We start from the raw sequence: 24,720 nt of genomic DNA, 5'->3' as shown, positions 1-24,720 counted from the left end.
TTATTTCCCTTCGCGCTTGATAGAGATGGGGTACAGCTTGTCTTCACCGTAACGAGCGGTGCATTCAGCCACGCCGTTTTCGCCTTGTTTACAGACAATTTCTGGCATCTGATAACGGGAACTATCGCTACAACGTGCTTTTCCTCGGCTGTTGATCACCAAATTTCCCGACTGCATCAATCCGGCTGAAGCCTCGGCTTTACAACTCACGGCGTCGCCATAAACGATTTTCACGCTGCCTTTACCGTTATTCAGTTGATATTGCAGGCTAGGCGATTGCCCAGTGATCGGATCTTTGACCGCCACGCTGGCACGCCATTTACCATTAAGGAATTTAGTAGAGCCTACTTTTACCGCTTCGCTAGGCAACACCAAGGAACGTTTATCGACTGTCATCGGAACCGTGGGAGGAACCACCACTTCGGTAATGGGCGGCGCTGGAAGCAATGTCGCTTTACCCAGCGGTAAATGGAGTGTGGGATCAGGTATCACTTTTTGCTTAACTGCAACTGGAGCGGGTTTTGGGGTGGGAGTGGGCTCTGGCTTTTGCAATAATAACCACGCGATAAGCGATACGACCAAGACCAGCGGTAGCAACCATAACCAACGGAATCCGTTAAGTTGCGCTACAACAGGCTCTGGTTCTGGTGCCGTTTGGGGTAATGGCTCAGCAATAACAGGATCTATAGTTGCAGGTATAGGTTCCGGTATAACCGGTTCTGGTTCTGGTTCTGGTTCTGGTATTTTGACTTCAATAACCGGACGCAGGCAATCAAAAACATCGTCGTGCGCTGTCTGATTCGGTTTGGTAAACCCCCAAAAAGTCAGCACCGGTTTGCCATCGACCAGATAAACCGTGTTTTGCTCTGGGAACTGAAATGCTTTCGCTAATAACGCACCAAATAATTTATGACTAGCGTGCGCCGTTGCGAGCGCTTGTTGACTCAGGAGATTGGCGGCGGATTGAGTGTTTTCTAACTGTTGTAATGCTGCGGAGCGTTGCTCATCGCTGGCCGCCAACCACGAGGTAACTTTACCGGCAATAGGGGAATACCAGTCGATGCGGTTGCCCGCGTCGTTAAGTTGGGGGATTGCCAGACAATCAGCGATGGACTGATGTTGTTTGATCCGCAACGTTTCTCGTAACTGTAACGCCACACTATAAACTGGTTGCCCATTTTCGCCCAATGCGATCACGTCGTCCAAGTTACCGCTGCGTAAAAATGGTTTTGCCACGCCCAAAAGACCTTTTGTCATACTGCTGAACAGATAAGCACCAATTGTAACCTGAGTAGGTACATGACAAACGGCTAAGAAGGAGGGGAAAGCGGGGGGTATTTGGGGGATCGGTTGTCTGAACAGACCAGATCCCATCAATGATGATAATAGACAATTTGATGCTATCAGGCAGGCGGACAGCCTACGAAACTAGACTATACAACCCAAACCCGGCGCGCTGTTTTTTTAATGCCAATTGACCACTGGTAACATATGCGTTACCGTTAAAGGATGTTGTAGAACGTGCTACCAGAAGAATAAGGGAGTAATAATCATGTCACTGATGGAAAATGAGAAATTTTTCATACAGCAATTAAGTGAGAATGAAGAACTCCGAAAAGAGGTCTTTAACGATATATGTAAATATATATTAGCGGGGGATGTAGAGACGGCAAAAGGCATGTTGCGCACAATGATAAAAGCAACGAGCGGCTATATTGCCATTTCTGATGATGTAGGCCGTAATTCAAAATCGATTATGCGCATGCTATCGCCGGGAATTGACCCCGGAATTAAAGCATTCATGAGTATAGTTCGCGCAGTGGGTAATCGCGCGGGTTGCTCAAATATGGCCAAGGCTGGAGGGCCTAATCATGAGTTTATATCATACTGATTTTTATGGCTGGACGCAGAAGCAGGCAGAGTTATTGCGAGCCGGTAAATTATCGGAGCTTGATACGATGAATATGATAGAGGAAATCGAAAGCATGGGAGGCAGCGAGCGCCGTGAATTGGAATCACGTTTAGAAGTGCTTTTTGTTCACCTGCTTAAATGGAAGTTTCAGCCATCGCACCAAGGCAAAAGCTGGCTATTAACCATCAAGGAGCAGCGCCGCAAAATTACCCGGCGTCTAGAAAAGAACCCATCATTGAAACGTGAGTTACCAGAGATGACAGTTGAAGCCTATGGTGATGCCATCATTGCTGCTACGCGTGAAACCGGTTTTGATGAAAGCATGTTCCCGCAAGATATGCCGTGGTCATTGGCGCAGGCACTCGATAATAGTTTTATGCCAGAGTAAGAGCATTCAACGCAATTAAGGCCAGAAAATAAAGGAGGAATGAAAATGCGTAATGACCTTTATAGGGAGGATTTTTTCGGGTGGACGCAGCAACAAGCAGAGCTATTGCGTGCAGGTAAATTATCAGAGGTGGACGTGATGAATTTGGCTGAGGAAATTGAAGATATGGGCGGCAGTGAAAAAAGGGAACTTGAATCACGTCTGGGCGTATTGTTTTTGCATTTGCTGAAATGGCATTACCAGCCCACACACCGAGGCCAATCTTGGATGCTGACTATTGCAGAACAACGTAACAGAATTACACGCCGACTTAAAAAATCGCCGTCATTGAAACCACTTTTATCTGAATTGGCCGAAGACGCCTATAGTGATGCGCGCTATGGTGCTGCGCGTGAAACGGGCCGCGAGCTGGAGGTATTTCCTTTGGTTTGCCCTTGGTCGGTTAAAGAAGCACTGAATGATAGTTTTATGCCTGATTAAGCTGACGAAGTGTAGAGCCCGGACACTGTCCGAGCTTTACACCTGTCAAAATCTGGTGGGCAAATCCTGCCGCAGGTTTGCAGATTTCACGTAGTGCAACCAGTCAAAAAACTGAGGAGGGTGATTAAATCGGGTAGTTGAGGCTGTTGGTTCAGGGCTCTTTTGTTATCTCTCGCTTATTTAACATAATATACATTATGCGCACCATGCTAAAAGTAGGTGGAAAATAACTCTCTTGGCACTACAACCATTGGACGGACATATCATCAAGGTTATGTGTCCATACATAACCCCAAACGTTAATTAACTCATTGGCCAGGTTTTGATAATTTCTACTACGCCATTAATCAGGAACTGGACGCCCATACAGACCAATAAGAACCCCATCAGTCTAGAGATTGCTTCAATTCCGCTTTTGCCGACTACACGCATGATGGCACCAGAACTGCGTAAACTTCCCCACAAAATCAGGCTGACCAGAAAGAAAATCAGCGGCGGTGCGACGGTTAATATCCACGGAGCAAAAGTTACGCCGTGCTTGATGGTTGATGTAGAACTGATGATCATCGCGATGGTACCCGGCCCGGCGGTACTTGGCATCGCCAATGGAACAAACGCAATATTGGCTTCGGGTTCTTTCCTCAGTTCTTCTGATTTGCTTGTGGCTTCAGGAGATTCATGGGCTTTTTGCTGTGGGAACAACATGCGGAAACCGATGAACGCTACAATCAATCCACCGGCGATTCGTAGCCCTGGAATCGAGATGCCGAAGGTACTCATCACCACCTGACCGGCGTAATATGCCACCATCATGATAACGAACACGTTAATTGATGCCATCATCGCGGTATGATTCCGCGCTTGCCTGCTCATATTTCCAGCCAGGCCAAGGAATAATGCCACTGTTGTCAATGGGTTAGCTAGTGGTAATAACACCATTAGCCCCAAACCGATGGCCTGAAATAAATCCGACATGAAGATACCTTCTCTTTTGTAGTAGCGCGCAGTATATCTGTTGGTGGTCTTTATTGATGATTAAAATACGTATCAAAATCTCTAAAATACCACTGTTCGCGCTACGTGAAATCTGGTGAACAATGGCTGTTATGGCCTTGCAGATTTCAAGCATGAGCGCCTAATAACCCCCCTATTTCTCTCTTGGCGAAATGGATAAACTCCGTAACCAGTTCTGGATTAGTAACCAAATCATCTTCTGTTAATCCTCGATATCTGTTTCTCGCTGCACGAAGTACCGACCGGTGATTCGGTGATATGCGTTCCAACAACCAATCGGCGGCCACATCTTTTGGTGCGATCAACCCAGTCGTCGCGCTGTACCAGATACGAGCGAGTGCGAGAATAATATTCTGCTCATCGCCACGCCAATCATCAGCGTCATTCCATTTCACAATGGTATCGGCAAGTGATTGCAAAAAATCGGCTTGCGGGACGGGATCAAACAATGTTTCCGCGGGTTGCCCGACTAACGCCACGTTGTGTTGCCTAACTTTGGTTAACAATATCGCTAGATCGTGATCCAACATCGGCGGTTCAAAAACTCCGTTGAGAATATCGTCCCGCAACCATTCACCAAACTGAAGTTCACGTTTGGCCGGATAATGCCAAGGTATTACATTGCTGTATATAATTACAGTTACCTCGAGCGGACGCCATTTTACCTCCGAACCTGGCGGTGCCGACGTCGATAATAACTCGGTCATTAGCGTCCGCCGCTTTGCTTCATCTAACGAGGTGTTGACCGTAACCAACAGATCTATGTCACTATATGGTTTTAGGCCACCGTTGAGCGCGGAGCCAAATAAATGTATGGATATCAAATCACTAGAAGTATGGCGTTTGATAATCTTACAGGCAGCAGTAAGCTGGAATGAAATTTCTGTTGGGATGGGTAAAGCGGTCATTAGCCTCTCTCAGCATTAGTTTCTTACACTATGGCAGTTTCATGTAAATGCCGCCATAGCACTTTTCCTTCCTGGCTCACTTCAAATACCACGGTCGAATGGCGTAATGTGTTTGACTGACCGGGAAACCATTGACGCTCCTGATAACTGACAACCGCCCCGCTGCCACCTTCAGCTATCAATTCCATCTGCTCAATGGCGATCTCCAACCCCGGTTTTGCGCCGCGTTGCGAACTGAAAAATGCTTTCAATCCATTGAAATCTAACCGATGTCCACTTAAGGTTATCATTGAATATTCAGAGCTGAAACCGGTCAATAGCTGATCACATACGCTGGATGGCGTACTGGCATCGCCCAGCCAAGCACGGATTAGCTGATGGGCATCAAGTACTTCCTGAAAATAACGGTTCATAGTATCTCCTTGTTTAACATAGTAATCACATGCCGATTGGCAATGCGTAGGCAAAGTAAAATAGGTATCACGACGCTACTCGCCGCCAGTCCAAAACAGAGGCGATAAGCCTGCGTTGGGGACAATCCCGGAATGCTCAGCAAAGAATTAAGTAGCAAGCTAAGCAATGTCACGCCAAAGCAAAAGCTTAGCTGACGATTGATATTCCACAGCGCGCTCGCATCGGCTAACTGTCGATCATCGATTTGAATAAAAGCACAACTTTGCGCGCTGCTGCTACACAAGCTGCTACCAAATCCCATCAATGCAAAGGCCATAATTTGCAGATTCATATCCATAGATCCGCTGATTTGAGTCAGTAAACCCATTCCCATACCCTGAACGAGACAGCCGATAATAAGCAGTGGCCGAGGCCCTAATTGATTGAAGTATTTCCCAGTCAGACTGATAGCGATAAATGAGGCTATCGACCAAGGCAACATTAAAACGCCCACCTGCGCCGCCGTCATAGCTAATTGATTTTGTAGATAAAGCATGGCGACGAGACTGACCCCAGTAAGGCAGACAGCGCTGCGGCACTATTGGCCTTCGCGCTAAATGGTGCGGGTGTCGCGTTACTTCCCGCTTGGCTGGTGCAAACCGAGATCGCCGCCGGTCGGTTAATGCATCTGTTGCCCGAACATCGTTTTCCACCACAAGGGATCTATGCGCTCTATCCGAATACCCGCCACGTATCGGAAAAAGTGCGCGTGTTTATCGACTTTTTACAAGCCAAGGTCAAACACGCACCGCGTCCTTAAGAAGATGCCTCTTCATCGGCTGCCAGTTTAGTTGCCTGCTGTTTCATAAACACCACTTCTTGTGGGCTGGAAAGGCTCACCTGTGCCTGCCGTAGTAACTTGAGGATATTGAATAACAAATCGCTTTTGGTTACCCCCACCACGCGTGGACTGGTGACATATCCCGTCACACTGAGAATAATGCCGTCTGGGCCCAATTGACTGAAACGAACATAAGGCGTCGGCGTTTCCAGAATCGCTTCATGCTCATTAAACGCACTGAGCAACAGACTACGCACCTGCTCCGGATCAATATCGGTAGGAAACGTTAGCACGATCGTCACTACGCCTTGCGCATTACCCATTGTGGCGTTACGCACGTTCTGCGAGATTAATTGCGAGTTCGGCACAATCATGGTGGAGCGATCACTCAGTTGGATCTCGGTCGCGCGCACGTTGATGCGGCGTACATCACCTTCCACGCCGCCAATACCAATCATATCGCCGACTTTTACCGGGCGTTCGGTTAACAAAATCAGACCAGAGATAAAGTTCTTCACAATCTCCTGCAAACCAAAACCGATACCGACCGATAACGCACTGACGATCCATGCGAGGTTGTTCCACTGAATCCCCAGTGCCGCCAACGTAATCAGAATCAACAGTACATAGCCAACGTTGCTAAATAGCGTCACCAACGAGGCGCGAATACCAATATCTGAAATGGTTTTTGGTAGTAATTCCGTGCTCAACCAACGCTGAGTAACACGCAGAATATACAGCCCGACCGCCAGACAAATCACCGCGTTAATCAGATTGCCAGGGACTATATTCAGTTTCTTCAAGCCGTCACCGGTCATAATGGCAACGATTTTTTCCAATAGTGAATTTGGCGTTGTGGTGCCGAAAGTCCCGTTAAGTAATGCGATAATCATCAGCAGTAACAGCGAGCATTTCGCAATGGCGATAAAGATGATCGACATCTGTTCCAAGTGACGATCGTTGAAATTGAACGAACGCTTGATCGCCTTACCACTGGCGGTATGAGAAGAGAAAATCGCAGCGCACAAATCCGTGGCGAACAACACCAAGAAATAGAATGCCATCACGACCAGTGCAACCCAGATTATCTGGTAGGTCAGGAAGCGAGCAAAGGAGATGTAACCGATCAGAAGAGCCAGTAAAACCACGAACGACGCGGCAACTGTCGTGATATGTAATAAACCACCAAGAGTCGAGCGGGTTTCGATATGCTCACCCCGCTTTTCAAGCTTGCGACGGATTTTATGGGCACGCAGTGGCATGGCCAATACGACCAACGCCATCAGTGCGGCAACCAGTCCGTTGCCGAAAATCGTCGTTCCGACACTGGCACCAATCACGTTATTGATTAGTTCAATGGTACCAAAAGCCATCGCCAGCCCTGCCAACAGCGGCGAAAAATAACGTAAACCCCGCGCCACAGCATCATCCATTGGCGCTAAACGCCAGGACGGACGATTAATAGAAAGATAAGCGCGGCCTAACCCGGCGATCAGCGCGCAGAAGATCCCCAAGCGGGTAAAGCCTTCGGCAAAATCTTCCAACATTTGCGATAAAGGTTCGGCGCGTGAAAACGCCTGATACAACAAATTCAATGCTAATGTGGTGGTAAAAACGGTGATAAATGCCGTGATTATCGCCATAAAGCTACGGCGCAAGCGGCCATCCGGTAAGAAACGGATGCTGACCCATGCCAAGAACTGTTCGGAGAAATAACGCCCCCACGACCAAATAGCCAATGCAGCCAACAACAACCCCAAAGTGCCGTAACGCAGATTTTCCTGCCAGTTAGCCTCCCACGTTGATTTTAACGCGCCGGTAAACTGATCGAGCCGTTGTAAATCTTCGCCTTCGGGGGTTATCACAGGTGCCCAGAATTTCGTACCGAGAATGCTACCTGAATTCAACGCCAATTGACCTTTAAACGCCACTCGTCGCAAGTCACTGATTTGCTGCCCCAAATCCAAGGCACCCGCTTTAATCGCTTGCGACCGCGTTACTGCATCATCAAGCTGTTTCTTACTATTATTCAAAGCATTGCGTTGTTGAACGACGGCACCCGTTTCAGCCATCGCGCCAGGAGCCGGTTGTGGTCCTAAAACATCCAACTGCGCCTGAAGTTGTTCTTGTTGTGGCAGCAAAGCCGTCGCCATCTGATCCACCGTCGTCGCCAAAATTTGGGTGCTATCGTACAGTTTGCTTAATTGATTATCTGTTTTTGCCTTGGATACCTGCTGCTTAATGGTATCCAATTGTTTTTGATAATTTTTCAGCATTGTCGCATTATCTGGCTGACTTTCTTCGCTAGCGCCCTGCGCTGCTATCACTAACGTCGGCGTCAATTGCGCGCCCAGCAGCAGAAAAATAACAAAGAGAATCTTTAACGATTTAATCATGAGATGCGGCGCTCGGCGTGATTTGGCATAACAAAACAGGCGGGCTGATAGATGTCACCCGCCTGCTGAATAATTGATAGTAATTATAATAACAAGGCTTCTTTGTTCGGAAGAGCATTAATCTGAGTTGGCTGGCAAAAATCAGTCAATCCACATATACTCCGCTTACCGATTAACCAACGAAATCAAAGGAGGATCACCATGTCGACTTGTGAAATGATTTTTGTTTCATATTCCCTTGGCGATCGTCGCTGCTCAAGCATTACCGGTATCGTGCTGCGATAACCCAGCTTGAGCGGAGTTTACTGACAATCTAGGAATTTCCCTCCGGCTTACCGGGTTATCGTCAGCGATGTTTGACGATAGGCATTTTGATGCCTGTAACTCTTGAGTAAGCACATGAGCACTTTACTTTCTGTACAATCAATCGGTTTTGATAATGCATTTGGCCCTTTACTGGCTGGGGTTTCCTTCGGCCTGAAAAAAGGCGACCACATCGGATTGATCGGCCATAACGGCTGTGGCAAAAGCACCCTGCTAAAAATCCTCAGCGGCGATATTGCGGCCAGCTCCGGCTCAGTGACATTGTCACATAACTGTCTAATGGCCCGGGTGGAACAGCATCTGCCAGAGTCACTTCATCATTGCACCTTATTAGACGCCCTGCTCGCCAGCCAACCTCAGGCTGAACGCTGGCAAGCCGAGGTGATGTTGGCTGATTTAGGTTTTGATGAACGGTCATGGTCATTGACCGCCGGTACCTTGAGCGGGGGTCAACATACGCGTTTGTTGTTGGCTCGCGCATTGATGTGCCAGCCTGATCTGTTACTGCTGGATGAACCCAGTAACCATCTGGATCTACCGACATTACTCTGGCTAGAACAGTTTCTCAAAAACTGGTCCGGCAGTTTCGTTCTAGTCTCTCACGACCAATATTTGCTGGATAACGTGACCAACTGTACCTGGATCTTGCGCGATAAAACGCTGCAATCCTTCCGGTTACCTTGCTCACAGGCACGGCAAGCGTTGGAAGAGAAAGATTTGGCGGATGCTCATCGCCGTCAAGCCGAACAAAAGGAAATTGATCGCGTAGCGAAAAGCGCCAAGCGATTGGCTATTTGGGGGCGTGAATACGATAACGAAGATTTGGCACGCAAGGCCAAGCAAATGGAAAAACAGATCGACCGGCTAAAAGAGGAACAAACCCAACTTAGCGCAGGGAGTCAGTGGCAATTGCGCTTACAGGGCGAAGCCTTAGAAGCCGATCGAGTACTCGCGTTGTCGCAACTGGCGGTTCGTCCGTCAGAAAATGCGCCGGTGCTGTTTAATCTTGACCACTTGCAAGTCAAAAGCGGCGATCGTGTTGCCATCATCGGCCGTAATGGTTGCGGGAAATCGTCGCTGCTGCGCCTATTGTGGGAAAAATATTCCCAGCCATATACACCGGGAATGGTTTTCCACCCCCGTATGCGTTTAGGGTATTACGATCAAAGCCTGCAACAACTGGATGATCAACATACTTTGAATCAGGCAATTGCTGACTTTGCGCCATTGACCGAAGATCAACGCAAAATGGCGTTAATTAGCGCCGGTTTCCCCTATCTTCGTCATCAACAGCAGGTAAGCAGTTTAAGTGGCGGCGAGCGTTCACGTTTATTATTTGTCGGTCTGACGTTGGCGAATTACTCATTACTATTACTGGATGAGCCCACCAACCATTTAGACATGGAAGGCAAAGAGGAACTGGCAGTCACTCTGCAAGAATTCTCTGGTGCGACGTTGTTAGTGACACACGACCGCATGCTGATCGAGCAAAGTTGTAATCGCTATTGGCTGATCAACAATCAACGCTTGGAAGAGCATCATGATCTTGAGCGGGTGTATCAGATTCTGGAACAGAGCAATGGCACTCGTTTACCCTCTTCACCGTCTGAACCTAGTGCGAACACATCTGACAAATCATATCACGATGAAGACTGCTGGTTGGCAGCGTTATGTGAATTGGAGGATAAACTGCGCGAAGATCTTGCCAGAAAACCGAAACATCAAAAGCTGGAACTGCAGCAACAATGGCTGAGTGAAATTGCACAAATAAGCGCAAGGTTGGAACTGGAGTAAAAACTCGGGCCGCATCCGTGCGGCCTGTTTTTATTGAGGTTAATAAAAATCTTAAACGCGTTCTACCATCGATTTAGTCAGTTCGGTACGGATACGGAAGCACAAATCGCGGATCGCAAACTGATAATGTGGCATTGCCAAATCATTCACATCATCACCGATATTGGCTTTCACACTCAGGTACTTTTGCGTTTTGCTGCTTACCTGTTCGAACTCATTTTTAAAGCTCGCATAAGATTGTGGGTTAAAAGTCTTCAACGCATCCAGTTCTTTATGACACTGCTTGATGCGGACACTTTTACCATCAGTTTGGTCAGCTGCAGCTCTAACATTAGCCGTGGCTTGCATTTCCTTGTGTTGAGACGCTGGTTTAGAGCCATTAGCGGTTGTACATCCGGATAACAATGCCACTACTGCGACCAAAAATACTGATTTGAACATAAAAATAAGCCTTGTGATTTAAGTCAAAGATCAATCTCAAACATTCTCTTCTGCCGAGACACTTCATCGACGTAAGAGAATATTTTCGATACATAACAAAAAGATAAATGCCTAGCATCATCGTGAGTAATGACAGCTGGCAAAAGAAAAGTGTGTCAACACAACAGCGGTTTTCCCGCACTCATTATGCCAAGTCGTCATAGCGGGAAAATTCTGACAGAAAAGTCCAAGGAGGTAATATAAGGCTGGTCTTGATTTACTACCGAACGTGACATTTTTTACTTATTTAAGCTCGATATCAGAATCATGGAAGCTGCCCCCCAGATTAAAGACCAGTCTTGCATATTTATGCCTATATCTTATGGCATCTTACCCTTCATTCCACAGTGGAAACCTCAGGAGGGGAAAATCATGGCCATGGATACGAATCCATCAAGTAGAAAAAATGATGCGGGTCCGAATAGGCAACCTATCCCAGCACTAGATAAATTGGTTAAAGAATCAGAAAAACGCATTATCATATTCGATAGCTGCCCGTATTCATCTAAGGGATTGGCATTGTTATGCCAGCGGCATGCCGAGTGGAATATTGTCGGCATTGCGCACTCATTTTTCCAGTTAAAAAGTCAATTGATACAGCAACCTGTAGATATGGTGCTATGCGGCATTAACCACCATCCAGGTGAAATATCCAAGTTACTGAACCTACCCCACATCCAGGCCGGTCGTTGCGTGTTATTGACCGAAAATTCATCAAACGTACTGCGTAACATGTTTTTAACCGCGGGTTTTGATGCCGTTGTCAGTAAGCAACTCTCATTGAATGCGTTAGATAGCCTATTGTATTACACTATGTACTTCCCTCGGGATAATAGTCAGAAAGAAAACAACGTCACGGTATATTCGCCGCAAGAACGTGCAGTATTAAGTGCTTTGCTCAACGGAGAAAGCCCGCATCGGATTGCTAAAAGTATGGGAATATCATATCGTACAGTAAGTCGTTATAAGCAAAGTGGATTAAAACGCTCCGGTGCTACCAGTTTGAATGAGATTTTGGTGTACCAAAAGCGTTATTCATCAGAGGATAAGTTCCTCTTTAATTAATAATGGAATAAGTATGCTGCTTTACACCCCATGGCAACGCCGATATGTTAATTTTTTATCAATTATTTTGACTTGGTTTGGTTTTCTTACTGTCAGCATACTTTTTTGGGTATTAACTTTAGGTGTAATGATTTACTTCTCAGGTTCAATGCTCCATTAACCAACAAAAAGCGCTGAGTGCAGAACACTCAGCGCTTTAACTATAGACACATGAAGGATACTTATTCGAGGGCGGTGATACCTCATTTTTACTGCTCTGATAAACACCACTTACCAGATAATTACGCGCACTCACATCCATTAACACCACGTTAACATGATGAAGTCATTATCGAAATAGTCATAAAAACAACGAGCTTTGGTAGCTATACCCTCGCATCACTCTCTGAATACATTGCACTAATGAGCTAGGAATTTCCCACATAGAAATAAACCCATTGGCATGAAGCTGGTATGGGTTTTCTGCTACGACAGAAATGTCATCGGCAGCATAGACGACCACTTTACTCTGTGTTGCTAAGTCTTGAATCAACGTCTGCAATACTTTACTTGTCCGTGGGGTTCGCCCAACCTTCACCATGACTAAGTCAAATCCCTTCTGTTGCGTTATTACTCTGGCATGAGCCAATGTGCTAACTATAGTAATTGTTATTGGCGCATTAAAATAACCATTTAACCATTGTGATAAATTCTTTTTTAATATTGAACACGGCCTGACTAACAATATATCCATTGAGTCGCCACCATTCCCTGTGCTGAATAGACCTTATATACCCTTCATACTTCAAGCTGCATTTTTGTTGGCTACATTTACTCACCCGAATCACTTACTGGCGTAAGCTCATCGGGATTCGTTCACTTGCCGCCTCAATGCAACTCGAATTATTTTGGGTATGCTAAGATAATGGAAACAATTTTTCTATCAGATACAGCTCAAATTAATGTCATCCAATTCTGATTTTTATTTATAGTGGTTCTCATTCTGACTTGTCGTGTTTTCTGATTTACACCGGAAAATAAGAGTCTTCTCATAAATCTCTCTTCTAGGCATGTTTATTGCGGTCTGACACCACCTCGCTATCCACCTTAAGCTATGGAGTATTAGCCACATCCTTGTCATAATAACCATAGCCAAAGCAAGGTTAAGCTAGGGTGAGAATGACGAGAAAAGGAAACGGAATGTCTTCTCGTTAACTTTTGGATACATGTCCTAAATAAATAGGATAGCTTAAGGAATAGCTCATTATGCAATCTAAAGAAATACTCGCGACGGTCATGGGTCTGTGTTCACTGTTTTCTAGCCAATACCTTTTAGCGGCGGAAGATTCAATATCGAATCAAAGTAATAACCCACTTCACTTAGCACCCGGTCTTAATCTACAAGATTACTATACGTCATCCATCTATGGCTCTGATTCATATACTAATAGTGTGTTATTACGTGGAACATTACCGCTAGCACCAACCGAATGGATCGGTGTACCACAATTATTTCGTGCCACTCTTCCGGTGAGTACCGCGCCAGACACTCAAAATAACTACCGCTCTGGGCTGGGGGATCTGAATGTTTTCGACATTTTCCTGGTCAAAACTGAAGGTGTACAAATTGGTATTGGGCCACAAATAACCGCGCCGACCGCATCGCACGATGAGCTAGGAACCGGTAGATGGCAGGCCGGTTTGTCCGCTGTTGTTATCGATCCCTCACCGCACGGTTTATTCGGTGCCTTAGTGCAATATCAGCACTCTTTTGCGGGTGGGAGTGAGCGTAGCAATGTTGAAACTGCCACCTTCCAGCCATTCGTTATGGTTAACTTGCCTGAAGGGTGGTACTTGCGTTCTACCGCGATCTGGAATTTTGATCTCGAGAATAGTCGCCATTACATACCGCTTGGCTTTGGTTTTGGTCGAGCCAGCAAGATGGGTAACAACATTTATAATTTCTTTATCGAACCACAATGGACGGTTAATCACTCTGGTGATTATCAACCGCAAATGACATGGTTTGGCGGGATTAACATTACGCTCTGAAAACTCCCCGCAATAAATAACATCGCAGGTCGTAGTCATATGGCCTGCGGTACGTAAGACACGACCATTGCCCTCATATCACCTATCACAGCCATAGCTTAATAAAATCAACCGCATCGACTACGATTAATCTGATGCTTAGGAAACGGTTTCCTGGCACGGTCGATAACCATTTGAGGATTATCATTATTTACTAACAAGCCAGTGAATGGCTAAGTAAGGTACTTATGGCACGCACCACCCCCATTGAACGTTACCGCAACATCGGCATCTCCGCGCATATTGATGCCGGCAAGACAACCACCACCGAGCGGATTCTGTTTTATACCGGGGTCAGCCACAAGTTGGGCGAAGTGCATGACGGCGCTGCGACCATGGACTGGATGGCTCAGGAACAAGAACGTGGGATAACCATTACCTCGGCGGCAACCACCTGTTTCTGGAATGGTATGGAGCATAATTACCCACAGCACCGTATCAATATCATCGACACCCCAGGGCACGTCGATTTCACCATCGAGGTGGAACGTTCGATGCGAGTTTTGGACGGTGCAGTGATGGTTTATGACTCAGTGGGTGGCGTGCAGCCGCAATCGGAAACCGTTTGGCGGCAAGCCAATAAGTACAAAGTGCCGCGCTTGGCGTTCGTCAATAAGATGGACCGCGTCGGTGCCGATTTTTTCCGCGTGCGCGACATGATGATCGAGCGTTTGAAAGCCAATCCGGTGCCCATCGTGATTCCGATTGGGGCTGAAGACCATTTTAGCGGCGTGGTGGATTTGATCCGCATGAAGGCCATTTTATGGGACGAAGCCTCACAAGGCACAAAGTTCAGCTTTGAAGAGATCCCTGCCGATTTGCTGGACAGCGCCAACGAATGGCGTAACAAGATGATTGAAGCCGCAGCGGAAGCCACGGAAGCGTTGATGGACAAATACCTCAGCGGTGAAATCTTGAGCGAAGCGGAAATTACCGCCGGTTTACGTGCGCGTACCGTGGCTGGGGAAATTCAACCGATGCTGTGTGGCTCGGCGTTTCGCAACAAAGGTGTACAGCGCATGTTGGATGCGGTAATCGAACTGATGCCCTCACCGCTCGATGTACCGCCGATGGAAGGCCATGGCGAACACGATGAAGTAATTATTCGTAAAGCCGATGACGATGAGAAATTCTCTGCATTAGCGTTCAAACTGATGACCGACCCTTTTGTCGGCCAACTGACCTTTATTCGTGTTTACTCCGGTGTGCTGACCAAAGGCAGCAGTGTGTATAACCCGGTGAAAGGCAAAAAGGAGCGTATTGGCCGTATCGTACAAATGCACGCTAACCACCGGTTGGATGTGGAAGAACTACACGCCGGTGATATCGCCGCCTGTGTGGGGCTGAAGGAAGTCACGACCGGTGATACTTTGTGCGACCCAAGTGCGATTATTACCTTGGAACGCATGGTATTCCCAGAGCCAGTGATCGCACAGGCCATCGAGCCAAAAACCAAGGCCGATCAGGAGAAAATGGGTATCGCCCTGCAACGTCTGTCGTCGGAAGATCCTTCATTCCGTGTGCGCACCGATGAGGAATCCGGCCAGACCATCATTTACGGTATGGGCGAGCTGCATCTGGAGATTATTGTCGATCGCATGAAACGTGAGTTTGGCGTTGAAACCAACACTGGCAAGCCCCAGGTGTCGTACCGCGAGACGATCCGCAAACAGGTTAAAGAGGTGGAAGGCAAATTTGTGCGCCAGTCCGGCGGTAAAGGTCAATATGGTCACGTGGTTTTCACCGTAGAACCGAATGAATCCGGCAAGGGTTTTGAGTTCTTCGATGAAATCAAAGGCGGCGTGATCCCGGGCGAGTTCATACCAGCGGTGAGAAAAGGTGTGTTAGAAGCGCTGAATAGCGGCGTATTGGCGGGTTATCCGGTGGTGGATGTGAAAGTTCATCTGACCTTCGGCTCCTACCACGACGTTGACTCTTCCGAGCAGGCGTTCCGTATGGCGGCTATTTTCGGCTTCAAAGACGCCTGTAAACAGGCAGAACCGGTGATTCTTGAGCCGATTATGAAAGTGGAAGTGGAAACGCCAGAAGACTATGCCGGTAGCGTGATGGGCGATTTGTCATCCCGTCGGGGTCAGTTAGAAGGTATGGAAGATATTCCCGGCGGCGGCGGTAAAGAGATCCACGCGAAGGTGCCGCTATCCGAGATGTTCGGGTACTCGACAACGTTGCGTTCGATGACTCAAGGGCGAGCCACTTACACCATGGAATTCAGCCACTACGCAGAAGCACCACGTAATGTGGCTGAAGAGATTATCAGTCACCGCAAGCAATAATCCACACTTCCCCGCCACCTTGTGTAGCGGGGATTATTTCTCCGCAGTTAATGCCACCACCACCGGTTGTGGTTTGATACGCACCGCAGTAATTACCCCTACTACCAGACAGATAATCCCCAGTGAAGTTAGTAATGGTGGCCACGCTTGGCGCAGCATAAAGGTATAAGCCAAGCCTGAAAGCGTTTCGAATACAATCAATGGCCCCAGTAACACCGTCGGCAAACGCTGGCTGGCTTCATTCCAGCATAGGGTTCCTACCCATGAACACAAAATACCGATGGCGAGCATCAAAGGAATAAAGACTTCAGGCCGTGGGCCAAAGGGTAAAGCGAAGGTGGGTTGAGTTAATGCTAATTGACCACACACTACCAAATAACCCAGTAACGCCAACGGTAGGGTCGCTACTCCCTGCGCCGCTGCCCAAGTACTAGGACGTAGGTTTGGGTTTTCCCGTAGCCAACGGGCGTTACGTAATGGATACCAAGTCCAACAACCTACTGCCAATACTGCCAGTCCTAGACCACCAACGTAGCGCCACCAATCTAATGGTGCATGATTGCTGTGCAATTCGGCAATATTGACGCAAACCAAGCCAATGGCGATCAATAGCAGTGCGGGTGCTAATTTTCGCCATGATAAACGGCCATCATGTTGTCCATATAACAGGTTTGCCGTCACCGCTATTACCACCGGCAATGTGCCGATAATCATGGTAGAAACGGGTGCGCCAGTACGTTGGATAGCACTGGCTAAGCACAAGTAATACAAAAAATTACCGATGGCGACCAGCTTCAACGCCATTATCCAATTAGGACGAGATAACTGCTTCAAACGATGACGTTCAAACCAAACCAGTGGTAACACTATCAGACCAAACGCCAGATAACGTCCGGTCGATTGCAACGCGGCAGGATATTCCGGTATCAATACCGGCCCGATAAAAATCAGTCCCCACATCAGCCCGGCAGCGAGAGCAAAAATAACACCAATAAACATCAACTAGCTCCAATCAGATGGATGTGGGAAGTGTAACGGGGCAATGCGGGTGACAATGAGTTCATCTCTGGTGCAAATAGCATAGTCAAGTTGATGATTTTTAGCACCTCTAAAAAATATTCAACTATTTGGTTGAATATTCGCCATCCTGTTCTATATTCAACCATATGGTTAAATTATCTTCCTCAGAGCTAGACGCCATCTTCCACGCATTAGCCGACCCCACCCGGCGCGCTATTTTGCGTACCTTGGCCGAAGGCGAACACAGCATTGGTCAATTGGCAGCGCCGTTTCAGATGTCGTTTGCCGGAGCATCCAAGCACATCAAAGCACTGGAGCAAGCTGGACTGGTGCAGCGCACTGTGCAAGGAAGAAACCATATCTGCCGACTCGAACCTGAGCCGATGGCGCAGGCCATGCAATGGCTGCAAGCCTATGAACATTTCTGGAATCAACGGCTGGATGCGCTGGAGCAAGTGTTGCAACAGCCCGATCTCCCTACGAGGAATGAAACATGAACGATTACGGTATAAAAATTGAATCTGGAACATTACGCATCCAGCGCCTGTTACCGGGGCCTCTCGAACGCGTTTGGGCCTATCTGACAGAATCGGATAAACGTGCGACTTGGCTGGCCGCCGGCGAGATGCAGTTAAAAGAGAGTGGCGCGGTAGAATTGCACTTTCATAATGCTGAGCTGGCGGGCAAAGACAACGTACCGCCACCTCAGTTTCAAGACTGCGCCTGTGAAGTGACTCTACCGGGGAAAATCGTCAGCGTTTTTCCACCCCATACACTGAGTTTTACTTGGTCAGACAAAGGCCAGGATCGCCCTTCTATCGTGACCTTTGAACTGAAAGAACAAGGTCAGCAAGTATTACTGACCGTCACTCATTGCCGTTTGGCCGATCGCGAAATGATGCTCAGCGTTGCTGGGGGTTGGCATATTCATTTGGATCTGTTGCTTGCTCGTTTGGGTGAACAGCAACCACAGCCATTCTGGGCCACGCTCAGTCAGTTGCAAACAGATTATCAGGCCAGATTAAAATAATGGCCGTTGTATACCCCTTTGAGATAGAAAGCTCAAAGGGGTATTCCTATCAGACGTTTCCCACCCCGACTTCAGACTCACCTGACTGACCCGGCGAATCGCCAACGTTATATTGTGGTTATGACTCACTGATGAGTCATGTAGTTTTTTTGTTGTCGCCACTATGGGGCAACCTTCTTTTTTTATCTGCTATTTTGTCCAAAATCGGCAAACAAACCGGTCTCATTAGATAAATACCATGAAAAAAAACGTTATCATTAGTCATTGCCAATACCTTTCCTCAGCAATAGAAACCATTTATTCACCTACACCAAACAACCCAGCACATATATTTATCGATACGCGACAAATGAGAACCATAAAAGATTTGGCGCATACACTCAGATATTTACCTTACAATTATCAGCGCCAACCGCTTATTTTGGTGGGTACAGAAGAGTTTGCTAAAAACGCCGGACTTCCTAAAACAACATGCTTTGATCCTAACCAAGCATTGGATGAATGGGTTAGTCGTTTAGATTCCCCTTCGCCTGAACAGATTTGTCTCAATAGAGCGAAAATGCTGGTGGAAAGACAACAGAAAAAATTGGTGTTGACCTTACGCGAGCAGCAGGTTTATTTACAAATGTGGCAAAAAAAGACCGTGGCGCAAATATCTAACTGTTTGACAATGAACCGTAAAACCGTCTACACCCATCAACGCAGCATCGCCGCCAAACTGGGGGTTTCGCATGTTAGAAACCTCTATAGCTATATCTTGCACGAGAAACACGCGGCAGAATATTCCAAGCGGTAAAAACTCAATTTCGCCATGACCTTCCCGATTCCAAGCAGTATATTAGGGGAATCCGACCTTATTTATCCGGCTAAAAGGAGTTCAAATGCGCCAACGAGTGATTGTCTGTCCGTTGATCGAAAATGATGGAGCCTATTTACTGTGCAAGATGTCGGCACATAAAGGCGTATTTCCAGGGCAATGGGCTCTTTCCGGCGGTGGTGTTGAACCGGGCGAAACCATTGAGCAGGCTTTACGTCGCGAAGTCAGTGAAGAATTGGGGAGCCAACTGGTATTGGATCGCATCACACCTTGGACATTCAGTGATGATATCCGAGTGAAAACCTATGCCGACGGCAGCAAAGAACAGCTGTATATGATCTACCTGATTTATGATTGCCATGCCGCCAACCGCGACGTCATGATCAATGATGAATTCGAGAGTTTTGCATGGGTGAAACCGGCCGATTTTCATCTTTACGATATCAATGAAGCGACTCAGCAGACGCTGCGTCACCGGGGTTTGTTGGTATAAATTTTGTTGGCATAAATTATCAGGGCGCGAAAACTATCGCGCCCTACAGACTTATTTAGCGTCGTCTTTCAAACCACGATTGATCAACATCGGTTCGATGCTAGGCTCCTTCCCGCGCCAATCCACATACAGTTTTTCCAGATCTTCACTGTTTCCGCGTGACAACACTTTGTCGCGGAATATCTGGCCGTTTTCTGCCGTCAGACCACCGTGATCAACAAACCACTGGAAGGCATCATCCGCCAACATTTGCGTCCACAAATAGGCGTAATAACCTGCCGCGTAACCATTCCCCCAAATATGCTGGAAATAGCTAGAACGGTAACGCGGTGGCACGTAGCTGAGATCCACCTTGTCTTTTTGCAGCGACTCGGCTTCAAATTTATCCACATCCTGCTGGGGTTGATCGGCCGTTAGCATGTGCCAACGCATATCCAGCAACGCCGCAGCCAACAGTTCGGTCATGTCATAACCTTTGTTGAACTTATCAGCCTGCTTGATTTTATCCACCAATGCTTGCGGCATGGCGGCACCGGTTTGATAGTGCTTGGCGAAATGGGCAAACACTTTAGGATCGCTGGCCCAATGTTCGTTAAATTGAGATGGGAATTCGACAAAGTCACGGGCAGTATTGGTGCCAGACAAACTTGGGTACTGTTGATCGGCAAACATACCGTGCAACGCATGACCGAACTCATGGAACATAGTGATCACATCGTCATACGACAGCAATGCCGGTTGCCCTGCCGCTGGTTTAGTGAAATTGGATACGTTATAAATTACCGGTTTGGTGCCGTTAAGCTTCGATTGCTCGACGAAGTTGCTCATCCATGCGCCACCACCTTTGTTATCCCGCTTAAAGAAGTCGGTATAGAACAATGCCAGTGATTTACCGTCTTTATCGAACACCTCGTAAACACGTACATCAGGTTGATAAACCGGGATGTCCTTACGTTCTTTAAAACTGATACCGTACAGCAGATTAGCGGCATAAAATACGCCGTTATTCAGGACGTTATTCAGTTCGAAGTAAGGTTTGATCTGCGACTCATCCAGCGAGTATTTCGCTTTACGCACCTGCTCGGCGTAGAACTGCCAATCCCAAGCTTCTACTTTAAAACCGCCCTGCTGTTGATCGATTACCGCTTGGATATCCGCCGCTTCACGTTTGGCACGATCCGTTGCCGCAGGCACGATATCACGCATAAACTTCAGTGCGTCGTCTGGCTTTTTCGCCATCTGGTTTTGCAGTTTCCAAGCGGCGTAAGTTGGGAAGCCCAACAGTTTAGCTTGTTCCGCACGGATTTTGGCTAAACGCGCAATCGTCTGACGAGTATCGTTGGCATCGCTTTTTTCGGCCCGATTAATCGACGCTTCGAACAATGCTTGACGAGTTGCCCGGTCTTTCAAACTTTGCAAACTCGGTTGCTGAGTGGTGTTTTGCAGCACTAACAACCACTGTTTATCCAGCTTACGTTCACTGGCAGCCTGCGCGGCAGCGGCCAATTCCCCTTCAGACAAACCATCCAGTTTGCTTGAGTCGGTAATCGCCAATGCGCCGTCTTTACCCGCTGCCAACAGTTTGTTGGTGAACTGAGTGCTCAGCGTTGCTGCTTCTTGATTCAGCGCTTTCAGTTTGTCTTTATCGGCATCGGACAGATTGGCACCGGCCAACTCGAAGTTCTGATAAGTCACTTCTAACAAACGTTGCGATTCAGAATCCAGTTTGAGCTGTTCACGTTGCTGATAAAGGGTTTTAATCCGCGCAAACAGTTCACTGTTCAGCATGATGGAATCATTCATCGCCGCCAGTTTTGGTGAAGTTTCCTCATCCAGTTTTTGCAACGCATCGCTGGTATTGGCAGAAGTCATGGCACCGAACACATTGATAACACGCGTCAGCAATGCGCCCGTTCTTTCCAATGCCACCACCGTATTATCGAAGGTCGGCTTGGCCGGGTTATCGGCGATTTTTTCAACTTCAGTCAATTTCTGCTGGATACCTGCGGCGATCGCCGGGGCGTAGTCACTTTCTTTGAAAGAATTAAACTGCGGAGCTTGGAACGGCAGTGGGCTCACGACAAAGAACGGATTTTCGCTCTTTTTATTGTTGGAATCGGCGCTCACATCGGCCTCCTTGATCTGACCTGCCACGCTCAGCGTGGTCTTGCTTTCTTCCGCCTGGGCACTCAGCGCCATGCCGATTGCCAGAACGAGTGTAGATAAACGCATCAATTTGAAACTCCTCCATGTTTAAAGTGGGACAGAGCGTTCTCTGTGACCACAGAGAGCTTAGATCTAGTTAGCGAATACAGCAAAATACTAAAAATAAATCGCTTCTATCGCTAATCAACGTAATATCGATGATCCGCCCTGTTTTTTGTCTGGCGGATTTTTGACGTTATAGGCCTGAAAAGCGAGGTAATAATAATGATTCACAGTGACCTTTCTCAGTGCCGCTTGAGTAGCAAACGGTTGTCGATCGCCACTTTTACCGCAGCAGATGCCAACGACGCTTATCAAGCGATCACCCCTACATTGACACGGTTTATGAATTTTGAACCATCGGTGTCAGCAGAAGCTTTTGCCGAAGTGTGGCAAGCTTGGTTGCCACTGATCCGTGAGGGAGAAGAAGTGGTTTTTGTCGCACGTTTGCGCGATACAAAGCAATTTGTTGGTTTGGGCGGCGTGCATGATTTGCGTAGTCACACACCAGAGCTGGGCATTTGGATCGCCGAATCCTTACACGGCCAAGGATATGGCAGCGAATTCGTCCGCACTATGGCGGAGTGGGCCAGTGAGCGTTATCACCCGCAACACTTTATTTACCCGGTCGCCAAACAAAATACCGCCAGCCGCCATATTGCTGAGTCGCTCGGCGGTATCGTCAGCGGGCAACGGGAACATCCAAAATATGATTGTGTGGTATACCACGTACCAATCATCGCAGTAGAATAACCTTAATTCGTGGGTTAATAGACGAGGAACAATAGATGATTATTTTTGTCACCGGTGCCACCTCCGGGTTTGGTGAGGCCATTACACGTAAATTTATTCAGGCGGGTCATCAGGTGATCGCCAGTGGACGTCGTGTTGAACGCCTAGAAGAATTGAAAAGTGAATTGGGCGATGCATTGCACATTGTACGTTTGGATGTGCGTAACCGTGCGGCCATTCAGCAAGTGGTTGATGAGTTGCCCGCTGATCTGCGCCAGATCGACGTGTTAGTTAACAACGCCGGTCTTGCCTTGGGATTGGAACCTGCGCATAGAGCCAATGCTGACGATTGGGAAACCATGATCGACACCAATACCAAAGGTCTGGTGAACATGACTCGCGCCCTGCTGCCAGCAATGGTTGAACGCAACATTGGGCATGTGATCAACATTGGCTCCTGCGCGGCTAACTGGCCTTATGCTGGTGGTAACGTCTATGGCGCAACGAAAGCCTTTGTGCGTCAGTTCAGCTTGGGGTTACGTGCCGATTTGCACGGCACTCGCCTTCGTGTGACCGATATTGAACCCGGTCTGGTCGGTGGCACCGAGTTCTCCAACGTGCGTTTCAAAGGTGATGATAACAAGGTCGATAAAACCTATCAGGGCGCCAATGCATTAACGCCAGAAGATATCGCCGAGTCGGTATTCTGGGTGGCAACACTACCAGCCCACGTCAACATCAATACGTTGGAAATAATGCCTGTCAGCCAGTCATTCGCGGGGTTGAATATTCACCGCGAGTCTTAATGGTTTCTGGCGCGTGGCTTCTATACCCTAAATTAAGCTGCGCGCCATCCTGACACGATGATCAACATTCCTGCCAGAGCCACTGCGGCACCTAGCCAATCGAACATCGACAGTTTTACCCCATCGACCACCCGCAACCACAACAACGCCGTCGCGACATAAACGCCACCGTAAGCGGCGTACACACGTCCACTGGCCGCTGGATGCAGCGTCAACAACCAGACAAACATCATTAAACTCGCGACTGCCGGTAACAACAACCAAACGCTGCCCCCTTTTTTCAACCACAGATAAGGCAGGAAACACCCGATAATCTCCGCCAAAGCCGTGGCGAAAAAGAGTAAAGTGGTCTTTAGCATGGGTCTTTTCTCTCAGTCAATTAAACGAACGCCTCGGTTTACTGGCACATCAGGAAAGCGCGATGGTATATTGAGCCGCAGTATTGTCAACGTTGCCAACAGGTTCGCAACATTAACATAAGGACGAAACGATGAAATCCCTTTCCCTCACTCGACTGCTTCGCCGGATGCTGCCAGTCGCTACCCTCGTATTACTGGCGGCTTGGCAAGCTCCAGCAATGGCGGCTAGCTGCACACAGGGCAGCACCTGCGTCACCGTTGACGGTAGCAATAGCGGCGCGATGAGCACTGAGGCGGCTCGCCAAAGCAAAGAACAATGGAACGAAACCAACGCCTTGCGCAGTAAAGTGAATACCCGCGTAGAGAAAGAGTTCGATAAAGTTGATAAAGGCATTGATGACGAAGACCGATGCAACGACAGCCAAAACGTCAACGCTTACTGGGAGCCTACGACACGCAAGTGTTTAGATCGCCAGACAGGTCGTCGGATTAATCCCTAATCCCCACGCCATTGGGCGGTGACGACTATTCTTATAGAAGAAGTTTATTAGTGAAAGAAGGACGATGTGATGAAAAAGATACTTATTTTCGCGACAATTTTGTTGACTGGTGCACCTTTGGCGGCGCTGGCTTCGTGCGAGAGCGTCAAAGCGGAAATTTCGCAAAAAATCATCAACAACGGCGTACCTGAGTCGGGTTTCAAGCTGGATATCGTACCTAATGATCAGGCCGATCAAGCCGGTGGTCAAGTGGTTGGGCACTGTGAAAACGATACCCAGAAAATCGTGTATACCCGTCTGAATAATGGCGATGACCGTGCTGACTCAGCACAAACTGGTACTAGCCAAGACACGACATCCCCACAGTAAACCTTTTTCGGGGCGCCATTGCCGACGCCC

25 protein-coding genes and 2 pseudogenes are annotated in these 24,720 nt (G+C 47.8%); 16 read left to right on the top strand and 11 right to left on the bottom strand.

Annotated features, from left to right (window positions below):
* On the bottom strand, positions 1-1,236 hold the full coding sequence (locus AC3ISQ_RS10950; protein WP_489346389.1) for an SrfA family protein: 1,236 nt from the start codon (positions 1,234-1,236) through the stop codon (positions 1-3).
* A 316-nt stretch (positions 1,237-1,552) separates the two neighbouring features.
* On the opposite strand from AC3ISQ_RS10950, the gene AC3ISQ_RS10945 reads away from it, so the two are divergent.
* From AC3ISQ_RS10945 to AC3ISQ_RS10935, 3 genes are read left to right on the top strand one after another with little or no spacing between them, the layout of a single operon-like run.
* A complete protein-coding gene (locus tag AC3ISQ_RS10945) occupies positions 1,553-1,891 on the top strand; it encodes a hypothetical protein (RefSeq protein WP_489346388.1) in 339 nt (112 codons plus the stop codon).
* Positions 1,869-2,300 (top strand): DUF29 domain-containing protein, encoded by a 432-nt coding sequence (locus tag AC3ISQ_RS10940; protein ID WP_489353232.1) that lies wholly within the window; start codon positions 1,869-1,871, stop codon positions 2,298-2,300. Before AC3ISQ_RS10945 ends, AC3ISQ_RS10940 begins: the two co-directional genes overlap by 23 nt.
* Positions 2,301-2,345: 45 nt before the next feature.
* Positions 2,346-2,780 (top strand): DUF29 domain-containing protein, encoded by a 435-nt coding sequence (locus AC3ISQ_RS10935; protein ID WP_489346386.1) that lies wholly within the window; start codon positions 2,346-2,348, stop codon positions 2,778-2,780.
* A gap of 303 nt (positions 2,781-3,083) precedes the next feature.
* Here AC3ISQ_RS10935 and AC3ISQ_RS10930 read toward each other — a convergent pair whose 3' ends face one another.
* The 4 genes and pseudogenes from AC3ISQ_RS10930 to AC3ISQ_RS10915 all read right to left on the bottom strand — a co-directional run.
* Positions 3,084-3,755 carry a MarC family NAAT transporter gene (locus tag AC3ISQ_RS10930; protein ID WP_489346384.1) on the bottom strand — a complete coding sequence of 224 codons (672 nt, stop codon included), beginning with the start codon at positions 3,753-3,755 and terminating at the stop codon, positions 3,084-3,086.
* Between the two features lie 146 nt (positions 3,756-3,901).
* Positions 3,902-4,702 carry an AadA family aminoglycoside 3''-O-nucleotidyltransferase gene (locus tag AC3ISQ_RS10925; RefSeq protein ID WP_489346382.1) on the bottom strand — a complete coding sequence of 267 codons (801 nt, stop codon included), beginning with the start codon at positions 4,700-4,702 and terminating at the stop codon, positions 3,902-3,904.
* Between the two features lie 23 nt (positions 4,703-4,725).
* Positions 4,726-5,115 carry a DUF4440 domain-containing protein gene (locus tag AC3ISQ_RS10920; RefSeq protein WP_489346381.1) on the bottom strand — a complete coding sequence of 130 codons (390 nt, stop codon included), beginning with the start codon at positions 5,113-5,115 and terminating at the stop codon, positions 4,726-4,728.
* A pseudogene (locus AC3ISQ_RS10915) lies at positions 5,112-5,669 on the bottom strand (MFS transporter); the annotation flags it as partial. The pseudogene AC3ISQ_RS10915 and the gene AC3ISQ_RS10920, both read right to left, overlap by 4 nt.
* Before the next feature lie 9 nt (positions 5,670-5,678).
* On the opposite strand from AC3ISQ_RS10915, the pseudogene AC3ISQ_RS10910 reads away from it, so the two are divergent.
* Positions 5,679-5,915: pseudogene (locus tag AC3ISQ_RS10910) on the top strand (LysR substrate-binding domain-containing protein); the annotation flags it as partial.
* On the opposite strand, the gene AC3ISQ_RS10905 reads toward AC3ISQ_RS10910, so the two are convergent.
* On the bottom strand, positions 5,912-8,332 hold the full coding sequence (locus tag AC3ISQ_RS10905; RefSeq protein WP_489346379.1) for a DUF3772 domain-containing protein: 2,421 nt from the start codon (positions 8,330-8,332) through the stop codon (positions 5,912-5,914). The pseudogene AC3ISQ_RS10910 and the gene AC3ISQ_RS10905 sit on opposite strands and share 4 nt — an antisense overlap.
* Positions 8,333-8,731: 399 nt before the next feature.
* Here AC3ISQ_RS10905 and AC3ISQ_RS10900 point away from each other — a divergent pair, with 399 nt between their 5' ends.
* Complete coding sequence (locus AC3ISQ_RS10900; RefSeq protein WP_489346377.1) at positions 8,732-10,450, top strand: ABC-F family ATP-binding cassette domain-containing protein; 1,719 nt, start codon at positions 8,732-8,734, stop codon at positions 10,448-10,450.
* A 51-nt stretch (positions 10,451-10,501) separates the two neighbouring features.
* Here the strand turns inward: AC3ISQ_RS10900 and AC3ISQ_RS10895 are convergent, their stop codons facing one another.
* The gene (locus AC3ISQ_RS10895) at positions 10,502-10,891 is read right to left on the bottom strand and encodes a hypothetical protein (RefSeq protein ID WP_489346375.1); all 390 of its coding nucleotides are present in this window, start codon (positions 10,889-10,891) and stop codon (positions 10,502-10,504) included.
* A gap of 411 nt (positions 10,892-11,302) precedes the next feature.
* Between AC3ISQ_RS10895 and AC3ISQ_RS10890 the strand changes: the two genes are divergently transcribed.
* Positions 11,303-11,995 carry a response regulator transcription factor gene (locus tag AC3ISQ_RS10890; protein WP_489346373.1) on the top strand — a complete coding sequence of 231 codons (693 nt, stop codon included), beginning with the start codon at positions 11,303-11,305 and terminating at the stop codon, positions 11,993-11,995.
* A gap of 340 nt (positions 11,996-12,335) precedes the next feature.
* Here AC3ISQ_RS10890 and AC3ISQ_RS10885 read toward each other — a convergent pair whose 3' ends face one another.
* Positions 12,336-12,728 (bottom strand): hypothetical protein, encoded by a 393-nt coding sequence (locus tag AC3ISQ_RS10885; RefSeq protein WP_489346371.1) that lies wholly within the window; start codon positions 12,726-12,728, stop codon positions 12,336-12,338.
* A 512-nt stretch (positions 12,729-13,240) separates the two neighbouring features.
* Here AC3ISQ_RS10885 and AC3ISQ_RS10880 point away from each other — a divergent pair.
* Both AC3ISQ_RS10880 and fusA read left to right on the top strand, forming a co-directional pair.
* Positions 13,241-14,026 carry a hypothetical protein gene (locus tag AC3ISQ_RS10880; RefSeq protein WP_489346369.1) on the top strand — a complete coding sequence of 262 codons (786 nt, stop codon included), beginning with the start codon at positions 13,241-13,243 and terminating at the stop codon, positions 14,024-14,026.
* 227 nt (positions 14,027-14,253) lie between these two features.
* A complete protein-coding gene (gene fusA / locus AC3ISQ_RS10875) occupies positions 14,254-16,359 on the top strand; it encodes an elongation factor G (RefSeq protein WP_489346367.1) in 2,106 nt (701 codons plus the stop codon).
* Between the two features lie 33 nt (positions 16,360-16,392).
* Here the strand turns inward: fusA and AC3ISQ_RS10870 are convergent, their stop codons facing one another.
* On the bottom strand, positions 16,393-17,358 hold the full coding sequence (locus AC3ISQ_RS10870; protein ID WP_489346365.1) for a DMT family transporter: 966 nt from the start codon (positions 17,356-17,358) through the stop codon (positions 16,393-16,395).
* A gap of 167 nt (positions 17,359-17,525) precedes the next feature.
* On the opposite strand from AC3ISQ_RS10870, the gene AC3ISQ_RS10865 reads away from it, so the two are divergent.
* The 4 genes from AC3ISQ_RS10865 to nudI all read left to right on the top strand — a co-directional run bounded on the left by AC3ISQ_RS10865 (position 17,526) and on the right by nudI (position 19,719).
* On the top strand, positions 17,526-17,876 hold the full coding sequence (locus AC3ISQ_RS10865; RefSeq protein WP_489346363.1) for an ArsR/SmtB family transcription factor: 351 nt from the start codon (positions 17,526-17,528) through the stop codon (positions 17,874-17,876).
* Positions 17,873-18,409: an SRPBCC family protein gene (locus AC3ISQ_RS10860; RefSeq protein WP_489346361.1), complete on the top strand. Its 537-nt coding sequence runs from the start codon at positions 17,873-17,875 to the stop codon at positions 18,407-18,409. The genes AC3ISQ_RS10865 and AC3ISQ_RS10860 overlap by 4 nt, the downstream gene beginning before the upstream one ends.
* A gap of 238 nt (positions 18,410-18,647) precedes the next feature.
* Positions 18,648-19,205 carry a helix-turn-helix transcriptional regulator gene (locus AC3ISQ_RS10855; RefSeq protein ID WP_489346359.1) on the top strand — a complete coding sequence of 186 codons (558 nt, stop codon included), beginning with the start codon at positions 18,648-18,650 and terminating at the stop codon, positions 19,203-19,205.
* Positions 19,206-19,290: 85 nt separating this feature from the next.
* Positions 19,291-19,719 (top strand): nucleoside triphosphatase NudI, encoded by a 429-nt coding sequence (gene nudI, locus AC3ISQ_RS10850; RefSeq protein WP_489346357.1) that lies wholly within the window; start codon positions 19,291-19,293, stop codon positions 19,717-19,719.
* Positions 19,720-19,770: 51 nt separating this feature from the next.
* Here nudI and dcp read toward each other — a convergent pair whose 3' ends face one another.
* On the bottom strand, positions 19,771-21,951 hold the full coding sequence (dcp, locus tag AC3ISQ_RS10845; protein WP_489353075.1) for a peptidyl-dipeptidase Dcp: 2,181 nt from the start codon (positions 21,949-21,951) through the stop codon (positions 19,771-19,773).
* A 198-nt stretch (positions 21,952-22,149) separates the two neighbouring features.
* On the opposite strand from dcp, the gene AC3ISQ_RS10840 reads away from it, so the two are divergent.
* Positions 22,150-22,677 carry a GNAT family N-acetyltransferase gene (locus tag AC3ISQ_RS10840; protein WP_489353073.1) on the top strand — a complete coding sequence of 176 codons (528 nt, stop codon included), beginning with the start codon at positions 22,150-22,152 and terminating at the stop codon, positions 22,675-22,677.
* A gap of 35 nt (positions 22,678-22,712) precedes the next feature.
* A complete protein-coding gene (gene ydfG, locus AC3ISQ_RS10835; RefSeq protein WP_489353071.1) occupies positions 22,713-23,462 on the top strand; it encodes a bifunctional NADP-dependent 3-hydroxy acid dehydrogenase/3-hydroxypropionate dehydrogenase YdfG in 750 nt (249 codons plus the stop codon).
* A gap of 32 nt (positions 23,463-23,494) precedes the next feature.
* On the opposite strand, the gene AC3ISQ_RS10830 is transcribed toward ydfG, so the two are convergent.
* A complete protein-coding gene (locus AC3ISQ_RS10830) occupies positions 23,495-23,821 on the bottom strand; it encodes a YnfA family protein (protein ID WP_489353070.1) in 327 nt (108 codons plus the stop codon).
* Between the two features lie 131 nt (positions 23,822-23,952).
* On the opposite strand from AC3ISQ_RS10830, the gene AC3ISQ_RS10825 reads away from it, so the two are divergent.
* Together AC3ISQ_RS10825 and AC3ISQ_RS10820 are read left to right on the top strand one after the other, a co-directional pair.
* The gene (locus tag AC3ISQ_RS10825) at positions 23,953-24,321 is read left to right on the top strand and encodes a DUF1283 family protein (RefSeq protein WP_489353068.1); all 369 of its coding nucleotides are present in this window, start codon (positions 23,953-23,955) and stop codon (positions 24,319-24,321) included.
* Between the two features lie 69 nt (positions 24,322-24,390).
* Positions 24,391-24,690: a DUF1161 domain-containing protein gene (locus AC3ISQ_RS10820; RefSeq protein ID WP_489353067.1), complete on the top strand. Its 300-nt coding sequence runs from the start codon at positions 24,391-24,393 to the stop codon at positions 24,688-24,690.
* Positions 24,691-24,720 lie beyond the last annotated feature (30 nt).

The sequence above is a fragment of the Serratia sp. KH_031 genome (assembly GCF_057839655.1).
Note: the sequence above shows the minus strand (reverse complement) of the source record. Positions and strands in the feature narration are given on the sequence as shown.

What these genes read in the sequence shown, in the direction of transcription:
- AC3ISQ_RS10885 (WP_489346371.1), bottom strand. Translation starts at nt 12,728, where the DNA reads ATGGATATATTGTTAGTCAGGCCGTGTTCAATATTAAAAAAGAATTTA.
- fusA (WP_489346367.1), top strand. Translation starts at nt 14,254, where the DNA reads ATGGCACGCACCACCCCCATTGAACGTTACCGCAACATCGGCATCTCC.
- AC3ISQ_RS10925 (WP_489346382.1), bottom strand. Translation starts at nt 4,702, where the DNA reads ATGACCGCTTTACCCATCCCAACAGAAATTTCATTCCAGCTTACTGCT.
- AC3ISQ_RS10820 (WP_489353067.1), top strand. Translation starts at nt 24,391, where the DNA reads ATGAAAAAGATACTTATTTTCGCGACAATTTTGTTGACTGGTGCACCT.
- AC3ISQ_RS10895 (WP_489346375.1), bottom strand. Translation starts at nt 10,891, where the DNA reads ATGTTCAAATCAGTATTTTTGGTCGCAGTAGTGGCATTGTTATCCGGA.
- AC3ISQ_RS10930 (WP_489346384.1), bottom strand. Translation starts at nt 3,755, where the DNA reads ATGTCGGATTTATTTCAGGCCATCGGTTTGGGGCTAATGGTGTTATTA.
- AC3ISQ_RS10840 (WP_489353073.1), top strand. Translation starts at nt 22,150, where the DNA reads ATGATTCACAGTGACCTTTCTCAGTGCCGCTTGAGTAGCAAACGGTTG.
- AC3ISQ_RS10935 (WP_489346386.1), top strand. Translation starts at nt 2,346, where the DNA reads ATGCGTAATGACCTTTATAGGGAGGATTTTTTCGGGTGGACGCAGCAA.
- AC3ISQ_RS10890 (WP_489346373.1), top strand. Translation starts at nt 11,303, where the DNA reads ATGGCCATGGATACGAATCCATCAAGTAGAAAAAATGATGCGGGTCCG.
- AC3ISQ_RS10865 (WP_489346363.1), top strand. Translation starts at nt 17,526, where the DNA reads ATGGTTAAATTATCTTCCTCAGAGCTAGACGCCATCTTCCACGCATTA.
- ydfG (WP_489353071.1), top strand. Translation starts at nt 22,713, where the DNA reads ATGATTATTTTTGTCACCGGTGCCACCTCCGGGTTTGGTGAGGCCATT.
- AC3ISQ_RS10825 (WP_489353068.1), top strand. Translation starts at nt 23,953, where the DNA reads ATGAAATCCCTTTCCCTCACTCGACTGCTTCGCCGGATGCTGCCAGTC.
- AC3ISQ_RS10855 (WP_489346359.1), top strand. Translation starts at nt 18,648, where the DNA reads ATGAAAAAAAACGTTATCATTAGTCATTGCCAATACCTTTCCTCAGCA.
- AC3ISQ_RS10870 (WP_489346365.1), bottom strand. Translation starts at nt 17,358, where the DNA reads ATGTTTATTGGTGTTATTTTTGCTCTCGCTGCCGGGCTGATGTGGGGA.
- AC3ISQ_RS10945 (WP_489346388.1), top strand. Translation starts at nt 1,553, where the DNA reads ATGTCACTGATGGAAAATGAGAAATTTTTCATACAGCAATTAAGTGAG.
- AC3ISQ_RS10830 (WP_489353070.1), bottom strand. Translation starts at nt 23,821, where the DNA reads ATGCTAAAGACCACTTTACTCTTTTTCGCCACGGCTTTGGCGGAGATT.
- AC3ISQ_RS10905 (WP_489346379.1), bottom strand. Translation starts at nt 8,332, where the DNA reads ATGATTAAATCGTTAAAGATTCTCTTTGTTATTTTTCTGCTGCTGGGC.
- dcp (WP_489353075.1), bottom strand. Translation starts at nt 21,951, where the DNA reads ATGCGTTTATCTACACTCGTTCTGGCAATCGGCATGGCGCTGAGTGCC.
- nudI (WP_489346357.1), top strand. Translation starts at nt 19,291, where the DNA reads ATGCGCCAACGAGTGATTGTCTGTCCGTTGATCGAAAATGATGGAGCC.
- AC3ISQ_RS10860 (WP_489346361.1), top strand. Translation starts at nt 17,873, where the DNA reads ATGAACGATTACGGTATAAAAATTGAATCTGGAACATTACGCATCCAG.
- AC3ISQ_RS10920 (WP_489346381.1), bottom strand. Translation starts at nt 5,115, where the DNA reads ATGAACCGTTATTTTCAGGAAGTACTTGATGCCCATCAGCTAATCCGT.
- AC3ISQ_RS10900 (WP_489346377.1), top strand. Translation starts at nt 8,732, where the DNA reads ATGAGCACTTTACTTTCTGTACAATCAATCGGTTTTGATAATGCATTT.
- AC3ISQ_RS10880 (WP_489346369.1), top strand. Translation starts at nt 13,241, where the DNA reads ATGCAATCTAAAGAAATACTCGCGACGGTCATGGGTCTGTGTTCACTG.